Source organism: Bacteroides ovatus, assembly GCF_001314995.1.
GTDB classification, from domain to species: Bacteria; Bacteroidota; Bacteroidia; order Bacteroidales; family Bacteroidaceae; genus Bacteroides; species Bacteroides ovatus.
This window is the reverse complement of sequence record NZ_CP012938.1, coordinates 2,718,954-2,738,144: the sequence shown is the minus strand read 5'-3', so window position 1 is coordinate 2,738,144 and position 19,191 is coordinate 2,718,954. Positions and strand designations below refer to the sequence as shown.

18 protein-coding genes are annotated in these 19,191 nt (G+C 40.1%); 14 read left to right on the top strand and 4 right to left on the bottom strand.

The features are described from left to right. The first annotated feature begins 274 nt into the window (after positions 1-274). The 3 genes from Bovatus_RS10900 (at position 275) to rprY (ending at position 5,022) form a co-directional block, all read left to right on the top strand. Positions 275-2,431 carry an elongation factor G gene (locus tag Bovatus_RS10900; protein WP_004299324.1) on the top strand — a complete coding sequence of 719 codons (2,157 nt, stop codon included), beginning with the start codon at positions 275-277 and terminating at the stop codon, positions 2,429-2,431. Positions 2,432-2,762: 331 nt separating this feature from the next. Beyond that, the gene (locus Bovatus_RS10895; RefSeq protein ID WP_004299325.1) at positions 2,763-4,319 is read left to right on the top strand and encodes a sensor histidine kinase; all 1,557 of its coding nucleotides are present in this window, start codon (positions 2,763-2,765) and stop codon (positions 4,317-4,319) included. A gap of 1 nt (position 4,320) precedes the next feature. Then, the gene (gene rprY, locus Bovatus_RS10890) at positions 4,321-5,022 is read left to right on the top strand and encodes a response regulator transcription factor RprY (protein ID WP_004299326.1); all 702 of its coding nucleotides are present in this window, start codon (positions 4,321-4,323) and stop codon (positions 5,020-5,022) included. A 77-nt stretch (positions 5,023-5,099) separates the two neighbouring features. Here the strand turns inward: rprY and Bovatus_RS25490 are convergent, their stop codons facing one another. Next, complete coding sequence (locus Bovatus_RS25490; RefSeq protein WP_004299327.1) at positions 5,100-5,276, bottom strand: hypothetical protein; 177 nt, start codon at positions 5,274-5,276, stop codon at positions 5,100-5,102. A gap of 140 nt (positions 5,277-5,416) precedes the next feature. After that, on the bottom strand, positions 5,417-5,863 hold the full coding sequence (locus Bovatus_RS10885) for a MarR family winged helix-turn-helix transcriptional regulator (protein ID WP_004299328.1): 447 nt from the start codon (positions 5,861-5,863) through the stop codon (positions 5,417-5,419). A gap of 160 nt (positions 5,864-6,023) precedes the next feature. On the opposite strand from Bovatus_RS10885, the gene rpsF reads away from it, so the two are divergent. The 8 genes from rpsF to Bovatus_RS10845 all read left to right on the top strand — a co-directional run bounded on the left by rpsF (position 6,024) and on the right by Bovatus_RS10845 (position 13,659). Then, positions 6,024-6,368: a 30S ribosomal protein S6 gene (rpsF, locus tag Bovatus_RS10880; RefSeq protein WP_004299329.1), complete on the top strand. Its 345-nt coding sequence runs from the start codon at positions 6,024-6,026 to the stop codon at positions 6,366-6,368. A 2-nt stretch (positions 6,369-6,370) separates the two neighbouring features. Continuing rightward, entirely contained in the window at positions 6,371-6,643 is a 273-nt protein-coding gene (gene rpsR / locus Bovatus_RS10875; protein WP_002562536.1) for a 30S ribosomal protein S18, read from the top strand. A 14-nt stretch (positions 6,644-6,657) separates the two neighbouring features. Beyond that, the gene (gene rplI / locus Bovatus_RS10870) at positions 6,658-7,101 is read left to right on the top strand and encodes a 50S ribosomal protein L9 (protein ID WP_004299330.1); all 444 of its coding nucleotides are present in this window, start codon (positions 6,658-6,660) and stop codon (positions 7,099-7,101) included. A gap of 82 nt (positions 7,102-7,183) precedes the next feature. Further along, entirely contained in the window at positions 7,184-8,848 is a 1,665-nt protein-coding gene (locus Bovatus_RS10865) for a DUF6377 domain-containing protein (RefSeq protein ID WP_004299331.1), read from the top strand. A gap of 239 nt (positions 8,849-9,087) precedes the next feature. Continuing rightward, complete coding sequence (locus Bovatus_RS10860; RefSeq protein WP_004299332.1) at positions 9,088-10,200, top strand: Gfo/Idh/MocA family protein; 1,113 nt, start codon at positions 9,088-9,090, stop codon at positions 10,198-10,200. A gap of 12 nt (positions 10,201-10,212) precedes the next feature. Further along, positions 10,213-11,700, top strand: coding sequence for a Gfo/Idh/MocA family oxidoreductase (locus Bovatus_RS10855; protein ID WP_004299333.1), 1,488 nt, complete (start codon positions 10,213-10,215; stop codon positions 11,698-11,700). A 38-nt stretch (positions 11,701-11,738) separates the two neighbouring features. Beyond that, positions 11,739-12,605, top strand: a complete 867-nt coding sequence (locus Bovatus_RS10850; protein ID WP_004299334.1) for a 3-keto-disaccharide hydrolase — start codon at positions 11,739-11,741, stop codon at positions 12,603-12,605. Positions 12,606-12,750: 145 nt separating this feature from the next. Next, positions 12,751-13,659: a sugar phosphate isomerase/epimerase family protein gene (locus tag Bovatus_RS10845; RefSeq protein WP_004299335.1), complete on the top strand. Its 909-nt coding sequence runs from the start codon at positions 12,751-12,753 to the stop codon at positions 13,657-13,659. Positions 13,660-13,747: 88 nt separating this feature from the next. Here Bovatus_RS10845 and Bovatus_RS10840 read toward each other — a convergent pair whose 3' ends face one another. Further along, positions 13,748-13,969, bottom strand: coding sequence for a hypothetical protein (locus Bovatus_RS10840; RefSeq protein WP_004299336.1), 222 nt, complete (start codon positions 13,967-13,969; stop codon positions 13,748-13,750). A gap of 159 nt (positions 13,970-14,128) precedes the next feature. After that, positions 14,129-15,802 (bottom strand): long-chain fatty acid--CoA ligase, encoded by a 1,674-nt coding sequence (locus Bovatus_RS10835; RefSeq protein WP_004299337.1) that lies wholly within the window; start codon positions 15,800-15,802, stop codon positions 14,129-14,131. 110 nt (positions 15,803-15,912) lie between these two features. Here Bovatus_RS10835 and mtaB point away from each other — a divergent pair, with 110 nt between their 5' ends. From mtaB to Bovatus_RS10820, 3 genes are read left to right on the top strand one after another with little or no spacing between them, the layout of a single operon-like run. Then, positions 15,913-17,232: a tRNA (N(6)-L-threonylcarbamoyladenosine(37)-C(2))-methylthiotransferase MtaB gene (gene mtaB / locus Bovatus_RS10830; RefSeq protein ID WP_004299338.1), complete on the top strand. Its 1,320-nt coding sequence runs from the start codon at positions 15,913-15,915 to the stop codon at positions 17,230-17,232. A 3-nt stretch (positions 17,233-17,235) separates the two neighbouring features. Next, positions 17,236-18,159: a lysophospholipid acyltransferase family protein gene (locus Bovatus_RS10825; protein WP_052587948.1), complete on the top strand. Its 924-nt coding sequence runs from the start codon at positions 17,236-17,238 to the stop codon at positions 18,157-18,159. Between the two features lie 2 nt (positions 18,160-18,161). Then, a complete protein-coding gene (locus tag Bovatus_RS10820) occupies positions 18,162-19,190 on the top strand; it encodes a glycosyltransferase family 2 protein (RefSeq protein ID WP_004299340.1) in 1,029 nt (342 codons plus the stop codon). The last annotated feature ends 1 nt before the right edge of the window (position 19,191 follow it).

Genomic DNA, 19,191 nt, shown 5'->3' with positions numbered 1-19,191 from the left:
GATTAGGCAACGGGGAAACTATTGTATGAAAGGAAAACAACTAAAAATAACATCGTGCCGGATTACTCGTTGCAACTATGAAATTAGTTTATAGCCATGCGAAAATAATTTTTAACCCGTTTCGAAAATGTTCATGTTAAAGATGTGTTACATAACATTGTTTAGTAACACTGCCATAAGTGTTGCTTTTCCCCCAATTAATCCCTAATTTGCGCATCACAAAATTAATGGTATGTGAGAAACATACTGAGTAATTACTAAAATCTTATATATTATGAAAGTATATCAGACTAATGAAATCAAGAACATTGCCTTGTTGGGAAGTTCTGGCTCTGGGAAAACCACTCTCGTGGAAGCGATGCTTTTCGAGAGTGGTGTTATAAAACGTCGCGGATCTGTTGCCGCAAAAAACACAGTTAGCGATTATTTTCCTGTTGAACAAGAGTATGGTTACTCCGTTTTCTCCACCGTTCTCCATGTAGAATGGAATAACAAAAAACTTAATATTATTGACTGTCCGGGATCGGACGACTTCGTAGGCAGCACAGTGACTGCACTAAATGTGACCGACACAGCAATTATCCTTCTTAATGGCCAATACGGTGTCGAAGTCGGTACACAAAATCACTTCCGTTATACAGAAAAGCTGAATAAACCTGTTATTTTTCTAGTCAACCAGCTTGATAATGAAAAATGCGATTATGATAATATCCTCGAACAGCTGAAAGAGGCATACGGCTCTAAGGTTGTTCCCATCCAATATCCGATAGCTACCGGTCCGGGCTTTAATGCGCTGATCGACGTATTGTTGATGAAGAAATACTCATGGAAACCCGAAGGAGGGGCTCCGACAATCGAAGATATTCCGGCAGAAGAAATGGATAAGGCCATGGAAATGCACAAAGCGTTGGTAGAAGCTGCTGCCGAGAATGATGAAAATCTGATGGAGAAATTCTTCGAACAAGATTCCCTGTCAGAAGACGAAATGCGTGAAGGTATCCGTAAGGGATTGATCGCCAGAGGTATGTTCCCTGTATTCTGTGTTTGCGGAGGTAAGGATATGGGCGTTCGCCGTTTGATGGAATTCTTGGGAAACGTTGTTCCTTTTGTATCTGAAATGCCAAAGGTACAGAATACGGAAGGTAAAGAAGTGGCTCCTGACTCCAATGGACCGGAATCTCTTTATTTCTTCAAGACAAGTGTGGAACCGCATATCGGTGAAGTTTCCTATTTTAAAGTAATGAGCGGTAAAGTTCATGAGGGAGACGATTTGCTGAATGCCGACCGTGGTTCGAAGGAACGTATCGCGCAAATCTATGTGGTAGCCGGTGGTAACCGTGTCAAGGTGGAAGAATTGCAGGCCGGTGATATCGGTGCTGCCGTGAAACTGAAAGACGTGAAAACCGGTAATACGCTGAACGGTAAGGATTGTGACTACAAATTCAATTTTATCAAATATCCGAACTCTAAATATACACGTGCCATTAAGCCGGTGAATGAAGCGGATGTGGAAAAGATGATGAGTATCCTGAACCGTATGCGCGAAGAAGATCCTACCTGGGTGATTGAGCAATCAAAAGAACTGAAACAGACTTTGGTACACGGTCAGGGAGAATTCCATCTTCGTACCTTGAAATGGCGTTTGGAAAACAACGAAAAACTTCAGGTAAAATATGAAGAACCGAAGATTCCATATCGTGAAACGATTACAAAGGCTGCCCGTGCCGACTATCGTCATAAGAAACAGTCCGGTGGTGCCGGTCAATTTGGTGAAGTTCACCTGATCGTAGAACCTTATAAAGAAGGTATGCCTGTGCCTGAAACGTATAAGTTCAATGGACAGGAATTTAAGATTACCGTGAGAGGTACGGAAGAGATACCATTGGAATGGGGTGGTAAACTGGTGTTTGTTAACAGTATCGTCGGTGGTTCTATCGATGCCCGCTTCTTGCCTGCTATTATGAAAGGTATTATGTCTCGTATGGAGCAAGGACCGTTGACGGGTTCGTATGCTCGTGACGTGCGCGTTATTGTTTACGATGGTAAGATGCACCCGGTAGATTCGAATGAAATCTCCTTTATGCTTGCCGGACGTAATGCCTTTAGTGAAGCCTTCAAGAATGCCGGTCCGAAAATTCTGGAACCGATTTATGATGTAGAAGTGTTCGTTCCGTCTGATAGGATGGGAGATGTGATGGGAGATCTGCAGGGACGTCGTGCCATGATTATGGGTATGAGTAGTGAAAAAGGTTTTGAGAAACTGGTTGCGAAAGTACCTTTGAAAGAAATGTCATCTTATTCTACGGCGCTTAGCTCTCTCACGGGTGGACGTGCTTCGTTCATTATGAAATTCTCTAGTTATGAGCTTGTGCCGACGGATGTTCAAGATAAGTTAATGAAGGACTTTGAAGCTAAACAAACTGAAGAATAAGTATAAATGATAGGTGATAATTGATTGAATATTCACTATAATATTCGGTATTTATCATCTGTTAGGCATAAAGAATCAACTAAAACGTTAAAACCGCCGCCTTTTTTAAGTAAAAGGGGGCGGTTTTTGTTTAACTATGATTAATAAAGATGGAAAAACACAAGGAGAAGATTTAATTTTTTATTAAATTTGCAAACCAAAGGAGGGGTTTTATTGTTGTAGTAATCAGAATACAACCTAAATAGCTCCTTACGGTTAATTTCCGGGAAGTTCCGGTTAAATCAAGTTAATGCATTAGGAGTGTTAATTAGGGAGTGTTAATTTTGTTGCTATGAAGAAGTCAACAATTTGGATATTAGGTATTGTAATGGGGCTTTCCTTCCTTAGCTTGCTGTATTTGCAGGTAAGTTATATAGAGGAAATGATGAAAACCCGTAAGGAACAGTTTGATTCGGCTGTACGCAATAGCCTGGATCAGGTTTCCAAGGATGTGGAATATGCAGAGACCAGACGTTGGTTGATCGAAGATATTTCAGAAGCAGAAAGAAAAGCGCTGATTGCGAATAATGCTTCCATACAACAAGACAACTTGATTCAGCAAACGCAGCGGTTTACAGTGAAGTCTAAGGATGGAAAAGTATATTCGGATTTTGAGCTGAAAGTGATGACCACTAAGCCCTCCGAGCTTCCGAAGGCTATGATTTCTCCTTACAGGGGGACAAAGACCATTCCGGAAACTTCGCGTTCATTAGTGGAAGCCATCAAGAATCGGTATATGTATCAACGGGCATTACTCGATGAAGTGGCCTGGCAGATGATTTACCGGGGAAGTGACAAGTCGATTGGAGACAGAGTACGGTTTAAAGAACTGGATGACTATCTGAAATCGAGCTTATATAATAATAGTATAGATTTGCCTTATCACTTTACGGTGATCGACAAAGACGGAAGGGAAGTCTACCGTTGTGCGGATTATGAGGCAAAGGGAAGTGAAGACGCTTATCAGCAGGCATTGTTCAAGAATGACCCGCCTGCCAAAATGAGTATCTTGAAAGTGCACTTTCCGGGGAAGAAAGATTATATCTTTGACTCCATCAGTTTCATGATTCCGTCGCTGATATTTACACTGGTATTGTTAGTGACATTCATCTTTACGATTTATATCGTATTCCGGCAAAAGAAACTGACGGAAATGAAGAATGACTTTATCAATAATATGACGCACGAATTTAAAACACCGATATCTACCATTTCATTAGCAGCCCAGATGTTGAAAGATCCCGCGGTGGGAAAATCTCCACAGATGTTCCAGCATATATCGGGAGTGATTAATGATGAAACCAAGCGCTTGCGCTTCCAGGTGGAAAAGGTGCTCCAGATGTCGATGTTCGAACGTCAGAAGGCCACTTTGAAGATGAAGGAGATTGATGCGAATGAATTAATAGCAGGAGTTGTCAATACCTTTGCGCTGAAAGTGGAACGGTATAATGGTAAGATAACATCGAACCTTGAGGCCACCGATCCTGTTATATTTGCAGACGAGATGCATATCACGAATGTAATCTTTAATCTGATGGATAACGCGGTGAAATATAAGAAACCGGAAGAGGATCTGGAACTGAAAGTGAGAACGTGGAATGAGTCGGGTAAACTGATGATTTCGATACAGGATAATGGTATCGGTATCAAAAAAGAGAACCTGAAAAAGATATTTGAAAAGTTCTATCGTGTACATACGGGTAATCTGCACGATGTGAAGGGCTTTGGACTGGGATTGGCTTATGTGAGAAAAATTATATTGGATCATAAGGGAACCATCCGGGCGGAAAGCGACCTGAACGTGGGAACTAAATTTATTATTGCATTACCTTTATTAAAAAATAATTGATATGGACGAGAAACTGCGTATTTTATTGTGCGAGGATGACGAAAATCTTGGCATGCTTTTAAGAGAATATCTACAGGCAAAAGGTTATTCTGCTGAGTTATATCCTGATGGAGAAGCCGGTTATAAGGCTTTCTTGAAGAATAAATATGACTTGTGCGTGTTTGACGTGATGATGCCTAAAAAAGACGGCTTCACACTGGCACAGGATGTCCGTGCAGCAAATGCTGAAATTCCTATTATCTTCCTGACGGCCAAAACGCTGAAAGAAGATATCCTGGAAGGCTTTAAAATCGGTGCGGATGATTATATCACCAAACCGTTTAGTATGGAAGAATTGACATTCAGAATTGAAGCAATCTTGAGACGTGTTCGTGGAAAGAAGAACAAAGAAAGCAATATCTATAAGATTGGTAAGTTTACTTTCGACACACAGAAACAAATTCTGTCGTCAGAAGGCAAACAAACTAAGCTGACTACCAAAGAGTCTGAACTGCTCGGATTGCTTTGCGCACATGCCAATGAGATTTTGCAACGTGACTTCGCTCTGAAAACAATCTGGATTGACGATAACTATTTCAATGCCCGTAGTATGGACGTGTATATCACGAAATTGCGTAAGCACCTGAAAGAAGACGATTCAATCGAAATTATCAATATTCACGGAAAAGGCTATAAGCTGATTACTCCGGAAGTTGAATCTTAATGATTGCGTTTGAGATAACTCCAAATAAAAAATCCCGGGAACATTCGTTTCCGGGATTTTTTATTGATTTTGCGAAATTAATCAGCGATCTTCTTATTAATAACAATATAAGAAATGAGTCCCAGTACTACAAGTACTACTGAAGTACCCAGGATGGCGTTGTTGTTTACATTTCCTGTAAAGGAACAAGCCAGCAGGATGACTACTCCGACCAAGATTAATATCAATCCTAAGTTCTTTAATAAACCTTTCATGTGTGTGTATTTTAATAGATTATAATATTCCAGTCACAAATTAAAGCATAATTCTTTAACGGGCGAAATTATTTGGATAAAAATTCCATTATAAATGCACGATTTAGTGGATTTTATGATTTGGAGAGAAGTTCTTCTATCTAATCTTTTGTATTGTAGAACACCTTTTTCAGTACCTCCTGTCCAATGCTCAATTCGTCGAGAGTGATACCGTGAAGAGCCTCTTTCAGAGTCTGTCCGGCAATGACACGTGCTTTTTCCTCCAGTTCTTTTCCGTCTTTGGTCAGATGGATCAGGTTGGTGCGGCGGTCTTTTTTATCGGAAATGCGCACAACAAGATGTTGCCGTTCCATATTATCTATCAAACGGGTCATGCTGGGCTTGTCTTTAAAAGTTGCATTACACAACTCTTGTTGCGTCACGCCGTCTTTTTCCCACAGGAAAATGAGTACCGTCCATTGTTCGGGACTGATTTCCAATCCGTTCTGACGAAAGTTACGGTACAGTTTCCGGTTGATTGCCGCAGAAACTTTGCCATTTAATATGGCAAATATAAGTCGAATGTCGAAATTAAATTGCTCTATCATGAAATTATTGTTTAAACAACTTTGCAAAGGTAAGTCTCTTCCCGGATAAATCCTATCTTCGGATACAAAAAAAGATTAAATATTTGTAGTTCAAAATAAAATGTCTAACTTTGCACCCGCATTTAAAATCAAATAATTTATTTATTTAATTAAACGAAGTATGAATCAATACGAAACCGTTTTCATTTTAACTCCCGTTTTATCTGATGTTCAGATGAAGGAAGCGGTAGAAAAATTCAAAGGCGTTCTTCAAGCTGAAGGTGCTGAGATTATTAATGAAGAAAACTGGGGACTGAAGAAATTGGCTTACCCAATTCAGAAAAAGTCTACAGGTTTTTATCAACTGATTGAGTTCAATGCAGATCCTACTGTAATTGACAAGCTGGAAATTAATTTCCGTCGTGATGAACGCGTAATCCGTTTCTTGACTTTCAAGATGGATAAGTATGCTGCTGAATACGCTGCAAAAAGAAGAAGTGTTAAATCAAACAAAAAGGAGGATTAATCATGGCACAACAAGTTCAATCAGAAATCAGATATTTGACTCCGCCGTCAGTAGATGTTAAGAAGAAAAAATACTGCCGTTTCAAAAAGAGTGGTATTAGGTATATCGATTACAAAGATCCTGAATTCTTGAAGAAATTCTTGAATGAACAAGGAAAAATTCTTCCGCGTCGTATTACAGGTACTTCTTTGAAGTTCCAACGTCGTATCGCGCAGGCTGTGAAGAGAGCTCGTCACTTGGCATTGCTGCCTTATGTAACTGACATGATGAAATAAGAAGGAGGAAAAGTATGGAAATTATATTGAAAGAAGACGTAGTAAACTTGGGTTATAAGAACGATATCGTAAACGTGAAATCCGGATACGGTCGTAATTATCTGATCCCGACTGGAAAAGCTGTCATCGCTTCTCCTTCTGCAAAGAAAATGTTGGCTGAAGAACTGAAACAGCGCGCTCACAAACTTGAGAAAATCAAGAAAGATGCTGAGGCTATGGCGGCTAAGCTGGAAGGCGTTTCTTTGACTATTGCAACTAAAGTTAGCTCAACCGGTACTATCTTCGGTTCTGTTGGTAACATCCAGATTGCTGAAGCATTGTCTAAACTGGGTCATGAAGTTGACAGAAAGATCATCGTTGTAAAAGACGCTGTGAAAGAAGTTGGTAGCTACAAGGCTATCGTTAAGCTTCACAAGGAGGTTTCGGTAGAAATTCCTTTCGAGGTAGTTGCTGAATAAGAGCAAATTTACTTCATATATGAAAAGCGATTTGTTCTGAACGAATAAATCGCTTTTTTTTGTTATCTTTGCTATTACTATTATGAAATTCAACTATTGTTTTCTAAAGAAGAGGTTTTTGCTTCTGCTGATTGCTTTGGGAATTGGCAGTGTTCTTTATGCAAATAATGAGTTGAAACTATTGACTGATTCTTTGCGTAGAGTGATAGATGAAAAACACGTCTTTGTTAAAGAGAAAGAGGATCGGATAAACCGGATAAAATGTATGTTGAGAAGTCCCGGTTTGACTCTTGAAGGAGAATATAGAATCAATCTACGGTTATATAATGAATATAAAAAGTTTCATATTGATTCAGCCATCCATTATGTTGATCGCAATATTGAGATTTCCCGCCAGTTGAATAGACCTTATTTCACCAACCAGTCGTCTTTACATCTTAGCCTTTTATATTCGATGTGTGGCAGGTTCCGCGAAGCGGAGATTATTTTGAAAAGTATAAAGACTTCAGAACTTCCCAGAGATTTATTAATAAACTATTATCAAACTTATTCCAGTTTTTGGGGACACTATTCGATTTCTGTCGCCAATAATCTGTATGGTAAGCAGCAGGCTGCTTATCAAGATTCTCTGTTTGCCCTCATTGACCACACTTCTTGGGATTATCGAATGTCCCAGGCTTCTTATTATATTTGGCGTGATACATTGAAATCGAAAGAGATTTTTAAGGAACTGTTGGAGATTGAAGAAGTGGGGACGCCTAATTATGCCATGATAACTCATTCGTATTCTAGGTTATGTCACCATCAGAAAAAGTATGATGAGGAAAAAAAATACCTGATGTTGTCGGCAATAGCCGATACCCGGAATGCTACGCGGGAAAATGCATCCCTGCAATCTCTTGCATTGATAGCCTATGATGAACAGAATTTAGCTGATGCCTTTAAATTTACACAGTCTGCTATCGATGACGTTATATCTTCCGGTATTCATTTCCGTGCCATCGAAATTTATAAATTTAATTCTATTATTAATACAGCTTATCAGGCGGAGCAGGCCAGATCACGGTCGCATCTGACTACTTTTCTTATTTCTACAAGTATTATCCTTTTTCTTTTAGTCCTGTTGGTGCTTTTCATCTATATTCAGATGAAAAAGACGTTGAAAATAAAACAGGCATTGGCACAGAGTAATGAGGAACTTTTGCGATTGAACAACAAGCTGAATAGCATGAACAGCCAGCTGAATGATACAAATAATCAGTTGTGCGAAATTAATAGTATAAAGGAATATTATATAGCCGAATTCTTTGATGTATGCTTTAGCTATATCCATAAAATGGAGAAATATCAGAATATGCTGTATAAAATAGCTATTAATAAATACTATGATGAACTGATTAAGAAGCTAAAATCATCTGCGCTTATCGACGATGAACTTAGCGCTTTATACACTCGTTTTGATAAGGTCTTCTTGGGTTTGTATCCTACTTTTGTTTCTGATTTTAACGCTCTGTTGAAAGATGAAGAGAAAATTATTTTAAAACCGGACGCTTTATTGAATAGGGAACTTCGTATTTATGCTTTATTACGCTTGGGTATTACGGATAGTGGAAAGATAGCGAACTTTCTCCGTTGCTCTACAAGTACGGTTTATAATTATCGTACGAAAATGAGAAATAAGGCAGCCGTCGACAGGGATGAATTTGAGAATGAAATTATGAAAATTAGTTCAACACAAGAGACATAATTATCATTTTAACATTATAATACTTTCCAAATCATCTACATTTTTTTGATGTGTCAAGTTAGCTAAGTTGTTGATTAATAGTGAAAAATGCTATTTTTATATCTACATAAAGTAGTGTAAGTCAAATAAGCCGTTATTTATTTGGCTAGATTTGCAATATCAGTTTTTAGCTCATCAGTTTGGTAGTTAGAAGTTGATGTTTTATCTATTATTTGTACTTAAATTCACTATGTTTAATTATGAACACGCAATCTTCAGTAGACACGAGAATTAAAGTTGGAATTATCGGTTTTGGTAGGATGGGAAGATTCTACTGGGAAGCGATGACTAAAAGTGATCGGTGGAATATTGCTTATATTTGTGATACCGATCCGGCATCACGTCAGTTGGCTAAAAAGCTTTCCCCTAACTCTATTATAGTAGAAGATAATCAAAAGATTTTTGAGGATGAAAGTGTGCAGGTAGTCGGGCTTTTCACTTTGGCTGACTCGCGGATGGAACAAATAGAAAAAGCTATTCGTTACGGCAAACACATTATTTCAGAAAAACCAGTTGCAGATACAATGGAAAATGAGTGGAAAGTTGTAGAAATGACAGAAAACACAAATCTCATTTCTACGGTAAATCTGTATCTGCGAAATTCCTGGTATCATAATTTAATGAAGGAATATATCCAGCAAGGGGAAATCGGAGAGCTGGCTATTATTCGTATTTGTCACATGACTCCCGGCTTGGCACCAGGTGAAGGTCATGAGTATGAGGGACCTGCTTTCCATGATTGTGGAATGCACTACGTAGATATTACCCGTTGGTATGCAGGATGTGATTATAGAACATGGAATGCCCAGGGAGTGAATATGTGGAACTACAAAGATCCTTGGTGGGTGCAATGTCACGGAACTTTTCAAAATGGGGTCGTTTTTGATATTACCCAAGGATTTGTTTATGGGCAATTATCTAAAGACCAGACACATAATTCGTATGTAGATATTATAGGTACAAAAGGGGTTGTGCGTATGACGCATGACTTCAATACTGCTGTTGTCGACCTACACGGTGTCAATCAGACCATCCGTGTAGAGAAACCTTTCGGCGGCAAGAATATAGACGTGTTGTGTGACCTGTTTGCTGATTCGGTAGAAACCGGAAAACGCAGTTCACGATTACCGCTAATGCGCGATTCGGCTATTGCATCCGAATATGCATGGACATTCTTAAAAGATACCCGCAAACACGATTTGCCTGCTATTGGTAATTTGCGCACTTTGGAGCAAATACGCGAGCGAAGAAAAAACATGAAAAATGGATATGGATTGTTGCATGGCAACCTTCCAAAGATTATTAACCCTTAAACAAATAAAATCATGTCAAACATTTCGAGGAGAAAGTTTCTCAAAACGGGAGCCGCTGCTTTAGCAGGTATAACCATTGCTCCCAGTACAATTTTAGGTATGAGTCACGGGCATGTTTCGCCTACTGACAAATTAAATCTTGCAGCTGTGGGTATTGGCGGTATGGGACATGCCAACATTAATCACGTAAAGGGCACTGAAAATATTGTGGCTCTTTGTGATGTGGATTGGAAGTATGCAAAAGGTGTGTTCGACGAATTCCCCAAGGCTAAAAAATACTGGGATTATCGTAAAATGTATGATGAAATGGGTAAATCTATTGACGGTGTAATTGTTGCAACTGCCGACCATACTCATGCTATCATCACTGCTGATGCAATGACAATGGGAAAACACGTGTACTGTCAGAAGCCGTTGACCCACTCTGTTTATGAATCTCGTTTATTGACAAAATTAGCTGCCTCAACAGGTGTTGTTACTCAGATGGGTAATCAGGGTTCATCGGATGAAGGTACGGATTTGGTATGCGAATGGATTTGGAATGGTGAAATCGGTGATATAACTAAGGTGGAATGTGCGACAGACCGTCCTATTTGGCCGCAAGGATTGAATGTTCCTGAAAAGGTTGATAAAATTCCTAGCACATTGAATTGGGATTTGTTTACAGGTCCTGCTAAAATGAATCCTTACAATGCTATTTATCATCCTTGGAACTGGCGTGGATGGTGGGATTATGGAACAGGTGCATTAGGCGATATGGCTTGCCATATTTTGCATCAGCCGTTTAGAGCATTGAAATTGCAATATCCAACTAAAGTGGAAGGGTCATCTACTTTATTGTTGAATGCTTGTGCTCCGCAGGCACAGCATGTGAAAATGATTTTCCCTGCTCGTGAAAATATGCCGAAAGTAGCTATGCCTGAAGTGGAAGTACATTGGTATGATGGCGGTATGATGCCTGAACGTCCGAAAGGATTCCCGGAAGGAAAACAACTGATGCAGAGTGGTGGTGGTTTGACTATTTTCCACGGAACGAAAGATACTTTGATTTGCGGATGTTATGGACAGAATCCTTGGTTGCTTTCTGGTCGTAAACCAAATGCGCCAAAGGTTTGTCGTCGTGTTCCCAATGCTATGAACGGTGGTCACGAGATGGACTGGGTACGTGCATGTAAAGAAAATAAATCTAACCGTATCATGACTAAGTCTGATTTCTCAGAAGCCGGACCAATGAATGAAATGGTGGCAATGGGTGTATTGGCTATTCGTTTGCAAGCGCTGAATAAGACTCTTGAATGGGATGGAGCTAACATGTGCTTTACGAATATCGGTGATAACGAAACGATCCGTACCGTTATCAAAGACGGATTCAAGATTCATGATGGTCATCCGACATTTGACAAGACATGGACTGATCCGATTAATGCGAAACAGTTTGCTGCTGAATTAGTGAAACATACTTATCGTGACGGCTGGAGACTGCCTGATATGCCGAGATAAATTAGAAATTAAAGATAAAAAATTAAATCGTTATTATCATGAAAAAAGTATTTTATCCATTAGCTTGTTGTTGTCTTGCTGCAGGAGTTTTTGCTTCTTGCGGTGGTCAGAAAAAAGCAAATGCTCAGGAAGAACCGAGCAAAGTTGCATTGTCTTACTCTAAATCATTGAAAGCACCGGAAACTGATAGTTTGAATCTGCCTGTTGACGAAAATGGTTATATCACAATCTTTGATGGTGAAACATTTAACGGGTGGCGTGGTTATGGAAAAGACCGTGTTCCTACTAAATGGACAATCGAAGATGGCTGTATCAAATTCAACGGTTCTGGCGGCGGTGAAGCTCAAGACGGTGATGGTGGTGACTTGATCTTTGCTCACAAATTTAAAAACTTCGAGTTGGAATTGGAATGGAAGGTTGCTAAAGGTAGCAATTCAGGTATTCTGTATTTAGCTCAGGAAGTTACTTCTAAAGACAAAGATGGTAATGATGTGCTTGAACCTATTTATATTTCCGCACCTGAATATCAGATCTTGGATAATGCCAATCATCCGGATGCTAAATTGGGTAAAGATAACAATCGTCAGTCGGCTTCTTTGTATGACATGATTCCGGCAGTTCCTCAAAACTCTAAACCGTTTGGCGAATGGAACAAGGCTAAGATTATGGTTTATAAAGGTACAGTGGTTCATGGACAAAACGATGAAAACGTACTTGAATATCATTTGTGGACAAAACAATGGACTGATATGTTGCAGGCAAGTAAGTTCAGCGAAGATAAATGGCCTTTGGCATTTGAATTGCTGAATAACTGTGGTGGCGAAAATCACGAAGGTTTCATCGGTTTGCAAGATCACGGTGATGATGTTTGGTTCCGCAACATCCGCGTGAAGGTTTTGGACTAATCAAATAGTAATAAGAAGGCACGGGTTACACGTATTTCACGTTTTTTTGAATGGCGATTGCCATAGAGTAACCGTGAGGTCTGTGTAATCCGTGCCTGTTTTTTCTATATAAATCTAATAATTGTAATCCCCTGATATCTATTATATGAAAACAAAAATTTATTTATGTGCGTTGGCTGCTCTTTTCATGATTCCACAGGCAATGACGGCACAAACTAAGAAGAAAGCTAAAAAAGAAGTAGCTATTCAACTCTATTCTGTCAGAGATATATTGAATAAGGTAGACAATAAAAATGGTAAGTGTGACCCCACTTATACTGCTCTTCTGAAGAAATTGGCAAACATGGGATATACCGGTGTTGAAGCTGCCAATTATAACAACGGTAAATTTTATGACCGGACTCCCCAACAGTTTAAGAAAGATGTCGAATCGGCAGGATTAAAAGTTTTGTCTTCACATTGTACCAGACAATTGTCCAAAGAAGAATTGGCTTCCGGTGACTTGTCAGAGTCTCTTCAATGGTGGGATCAGTGTATTGCCGATCATAAAGCTGCAGGAATGAAGTACATCGTAGCTCCTTGGATGGATGTTCCAAAAACGCTTAAAGATTTGAATACATATTGCACTTATTTTAATGAGATAGGCAAACGTTGCAAACAACAAGGTTTGTCATTTGGATATCATAATCACGCTCATGAATTTCAGAAAGTAGAAGATAAAGTAATGTATGATTATATGCTGGAACATACGAATCCTGAATATGTCTTCTTCCAGATGGACCTTTATTGGGTAGTTCGCGGACAAAACAGTCCTGTTGATTATTTTAATAAATATCCCGGCCGCTTCAAGATATTCCATGTTAAGGATCACAGAGAGATCGGACAAAGCGGAATGGTAGGTTTTGACGCTATCTTTAAGAATGCAAAAACTGCAGGTGTTAACTATCTCGTTGCTGAAATCGAGGGTTATAGTATGCCGGTAGAAGAGAGTGTGGAAGTGAGCTTGGATTATTTGTTGGACGCTCCTTTTGTGAAGAGTTCATACGCTAAATAGCGTGTGAATTGCTAAAATTGAAGCATAAAAAAAGTCTGTGCATGCTTTTGCATGGCAGACTTTCAATTCTCTCTAAGCTGTTTCTGAATTATTCAGCTACAGTTTCAGTTGCAGTGCTATCAGCATTCAAAGAATCTGCTGCTGCGGCTGCTGCTTGTTCAGCTTCAAGAGCTGCTGCTTCTACTGCTGCGATTGAGTCAGCGATACGGATAGAATCCTGAGTTGCTTTTGCTGCGTCAGCTGCTTTGTTACCACATGATGCGAATGATACTGCTACGATAGCTACGGCCATCAAAACTAATTTTTTCATTTTCTTTGCTTTTTAAAAACGTAATACAATCAATTGCTTTATTAAAACGATGCAAAGGTATGTACTTTTTCAATATGTTGTTCTCGAAACGCCAACTTTTTTTATATTTTTTTTTGTAACTGGCCACTTTTCTCCCCTTTTTATATGTTTTAGAACATGCTAATCGACAGCAATACTGTTATATAAGTATCTTTTTATGCTTCTTTTGGGCGTTTTTTCAAATTCAGTAGGGTAGAGTTGGATCTTGCTGATTTTCTCATAAGCGGCTACGTTGCTGTTCAGGTTCTTAAGATTTTCATCCATGATTGTTTTCAGGTTATCCGGATTATTTAATCCGAGAGAATCCAACGCTTCGTAATCGGCATAAACAAGTGCCACTAATTTTTTATTGCGTTCGATAACAAGACTTTCGAGAATGAAAGGCAGGTTATTCAGTTTGGTTTCCAACTCTTCGGGGAAGATATTCTGTCCGCTAGAACTTAAGATCATAGTTTTGAGTCGTCCCCGGATGAAAATATTTCCGTTGCTGTCCATGGAACCGAGGTCACCGGTACGTAGCCAGCCGTCCTGCGTGAATACTTCCTGTGTTGCTTCCTGGTTCTTGTAGTAGCCCACCATCACATTTTCTCCCCGAACCTGGATTTCTCCGGTTTCTGCTTCCGGGGTTTCCTTATAGATACGTGCTTCCATTATATCTAGAATCTTTCCGGAAGAACCTAGTACAAATTCATCCCAGGGGGCGTAGCTGATAAGCGGACCGCATTCTGTCATTCCATAACCGATGGTAAAAGGGAATTTGATTTTGTAGAAGAATTCTTCTACTTCCTTATCCATAGCGGCGCCACCGATAATGATCTCTTTAAACCGTCCTCCCAGTGCATCAATCAGTCTTTTACGTATCTGGTTGTAGATTTGGGTGTCGAGCAGAGGGATATTGAGTGCCCACTTCATACCTTTTTTATTAATGAGTGGCTGGATAATATTCTTATATATCTTTTCAATCACTAGCGGGACAGTAATAATAAGGTTAGGTTTCACTTCCTCAAAAGCTTTCATTATAATTTTAGGAGAAGGCGTTTTTCCAAGCAAAGTGACATGGGTGCCGACAGCCGTTGCTGTCAGAAAGTCGAATGCGCAACCGTATGCGTGGGCGAGGGGAAGGAAAGAAAGCACTTTATCCCCTTTTTTAAGGAGTTCGGTACGAATACCGAAAGTGACATTGCCGGCAAGATTGTTTCCTGTCAGCATCACACCCTTACTGAAACCAGTGGTTCCGGAAGTGTAATTTAACAGCATCACTTTGTCATTGGATAAAGTGGTGTACTGAACATCTTCACGGGTAAATCCTTTCGGATACAAAGCATGCATCTCTTTATCGGTATTTTTCAGAAACTTCTGTATGGTTTCCCCGTCACGTTGATAAAGACACCGGAAATCAGTCAATGAGAATACTCCCCGTAGTCCCGTTAATTTTTCCTCTTCCAAATTCTCCCAAATGCTGTCGCTGGTGAACAGGAATACAGATTCGGAATGATTGACGATATGATGAACGTCATTAGGCGTAAAATCTTGAAGGATAGGGACAATGATCGCTCCGTATGTGATCGTTGCCATATAGGCGATGCACCAATGAGCGTTATTTTTGCCGATAACTGAAATCTTATCTCCTCTGCGAAGGCTACAATGTTTGAATAACAGATGTAAACGGGCGATTTTTTCAGCTACCTCACCGTATGTGTATTGGGTATCTTCTCCATAATCAGTATAACAAGGCAGATCCCAATTCTCACGAAAACTATTTTCGTATAGTTTAATGAAATTCTCTTTAATCATTGCACGTTTTTTAGTGAATTGTGCAAAAATAGGAATAAACTTTCGTATCCTAAAGTGTTTTACTGATAATAATGTGTAACTTTGCAAAGTTAATGTGTTTATAACAGCTTATGATAGATACCACTGTATTTCAAAATAAGACAGCCGTTTATTATACTTTAGGCTGCAAATTAAATTTTTCAGAGACTTCAACTATCGGTAAAATCCTGCGTGAGGCAGGAGTCCGGACTGCGCGCAAAGGAGAGAAAGCAGATATCTGTGTGGTAAATACCTGTTCGGTGACGGAGATGGCGGATAAAAAATGTCGGCAAGCCATTCATCGCCTGGTAAAGCAGCATCCCGATGCTTTTGTGGTAGTGACCGGATGTTATGCGCAATTGAAGCCCGGCGACGTGGCAAAGATTGATGGAGTAGATGTAGTGCTGGGAGCGGAACAGAAGGGAGAACTACTTCAATATCTGGGCGACCTCCAAAAGCATGAAAAAGGAGAGGCTATCACCACTACAACCAAAGATATCCGTTCGTTTTCTCCCTCGTGTTCACGGGGAGACCGTACCCGTTTCTTCTTGAAGGTGCAGGATGGATGCGATTACTTCTGTTCATATTGCACGATTCCTTTTGCCCGCGGGCGAAGTCGTAACGGGACTATTGCTTCCATGGTTGAGCAGACCCGGCAAGCAGCTGCTGAAGGTGGAAAAGAAATCGTTCTGACCGGAGTGAATATCGGAGATTTTGGTAAAACAACAGGAGAGAGTTTCTTTGATCTGGTAAAAGCATTGGATCAGGTAGATGGAATCGAACGTTATCGTATTTCTTCCATAGAACCCAATCTGTTGACTGATGAGATTATCGAGTTTGTGTCTCACTCCCGCAGTTTTATGCCTCATTTTCATATCCCTTTGCAATCCGGTTGCGATGAAGTTTTGCAGTTAATGCGCCGTCGTTACGACACTGCTCTTTTTGCTTCGAAAGTGAAGAAGATAAAAGAGGTGATGCCGGATGCTTTTATCGGAGTGGACGTGATTGTGGGAACCCGTGGAGAAACACCCGAATACTTTGAACAGGCTTATCAGTTTATTGATGGTCTGGATGTGACACAGTTGCATGTGTTTAGCTATTCCGAACGTCCCGGAACGCAAGCCTTAAAAATAGAATATGTGGTTTCTCCGGAAGAGAAGCATCAGCGTAGTCAGCGTCTGTTGGCACTATCGGACCAAAAGACACAGGCTTTTTATGCACGTCATATCGGGCAGACAATGCCGGTGTTGATGGAAAAATCGAAAGCTGGTGCTCCGATGCATGGATTTACGGAGAATTATATTCGTGTAGAGGTGGAAAGTGATGACTCGCTGGATAATCAGGTAGTTAATGTACGTCTGGGAGAGTTTAATGAGGAGATGACAGCACTTAAAGGTACAATTTTGATATAAGTTATGAGATCAAAACTTATCTATTGGTTGGTATACAGTGGAATGTGGCTGTTTTCAGCTCTTCCGTTCCGGGTTTTATATATGCTTTCGGATTTAAATTATCTGCTGATGTATCGTGTTGGAAAATATCGTCGGAAAGTAGTTCGGGGAAATCTATTGAGATCATTTCCGGAAAAAACTGATGCGGAGAGATTACAGATAGAACGCAAGTTTTATCGCTATTTGTCGGATTATATGCTTGAAGATTTGAAATTGTTGCATATGTCTGCCGAAGAACTTTGTGAGAGAATGACTTATAAGAATACGGAACAATATCTGGAACTGACTGAAAAGTATGGAGGTATTATAGTAATGATTCCTCATTACGCCAATTATGAGTGGTTAATAGGTATGGGATCAATCATGAAACCGGAAGATGTCCCTGTGCAAGTTTATAAACCATTGAGAGATAAATATCTGGACGAATTATTTAAACGTATTCGTTCTCGTTTCGGGGGATATAATATCCCGAAACATTCTACAGCACGTGAAATTATTAAGTTGAAACGTGATGGGAAAAAGATGGTAGTTGGGCTGATTACCGATCAATGGCCCAGTGGGTATGATAAATACTGGACTACTTTTTTGGGGCAGGAGACGGCTTTCCTGGATGGTGCGGAGCGTATTGCTAAAATGATGAACTTTCCTGTTTTTTATTGTGAGCTTAGTAAGAAGCGTAGAGGGTATTGTGAAGCGGAGTTCAAGTTAATGACGGAAACACCGAAAGAAACAAGAGAAGGAGAAATCACAGAAATGTTTGCCCATAGGTTGGAGCAAACGATTCGCAGGGAACCGGCATACTGGTTATGGTCTCATAAACGCTGGAAATTAACCAAAGAAGAGGCTGATCAGCTGGAACAGGAGGAATTGAATAAGAAGAAAGAATAGTGATGAAGGTTTCAGTTGTAATCTTGAATTGGAACGGGTGCGATATGCTTCGTACTTTTCTTCCGTCCGTCGTCCGCTATTCAGAGGGGGAGGGGGTTGAGGTCTGTGTAGCTGACAATGGCTCTACGGACACTTCTGTGAGTTTGCTTCAACAGGAATTTCCTTCTGTCAGAACGATTGTGCTCGACCAAAATTATGGCTTTGCCGATGGATATAATTGGGCATTGCAGCAGGTCGACGCAGAATATGTAGTTCTTTTGAATTCAGATGTCGAGGTGACGGAGCATTGGCTGGAACCAATGATTGCTTATTTGGATGCTCATCCGGAGGTGGCTGCTTGTCAGCCGAAGATACGAAGTCAACGACAAAAAGAATATTTTGAATATGCCGGAGCGGCTGGTGGCTTTATTGATAAATATGGTTATCCTTTTTGCAGGGGGCGTATAATGGGAGTTGTGGAGAAGGATGAAGGCCAATATGATACGGTGATTCCTGTTTTTTGGGCAACGGGGGCAGCGTTGTTTATCCGGCACACTGATTATGTGAATGTAGGAGGATTGGATGGACGTTTTTTTGCTCACATGGAAGAAATAGATTTGTGCTGGCGACTTCGTTCGCGGAATCGTGAGATTGTCTGTGTACCTCAAAGTATTGTCTATCATGTAGGAGGAGCTACTCTTAAAAAAGAGAATCCTCATAAGACTTTTCTTAATTTCCGTAATAATCTTGTCATGCTCTATAAGAATCTTCCACAGGAGGAGTTAAATAAAGTGATGCGTATCCGGACTTGTCTCGATTATCTGGCGGCGTTCAATTTCTTGTTGCAAGGGCACTGGGATAATGCTAGTGCTGTGATGCGTGCGCGTAAAGAGTATAAACGATTATGTCCGTCGTTTTCTTTATCCCGTGAAGAGAATATGAGAAAAAAAACTTTGAATCCGATACCTGAACGGACAAAAAGTAGTATCTTGTGGCAGTTTTATGCGAGGGGATGCAAACGATTCTCTCAATTGTCGGATTTAAAAGGATAGC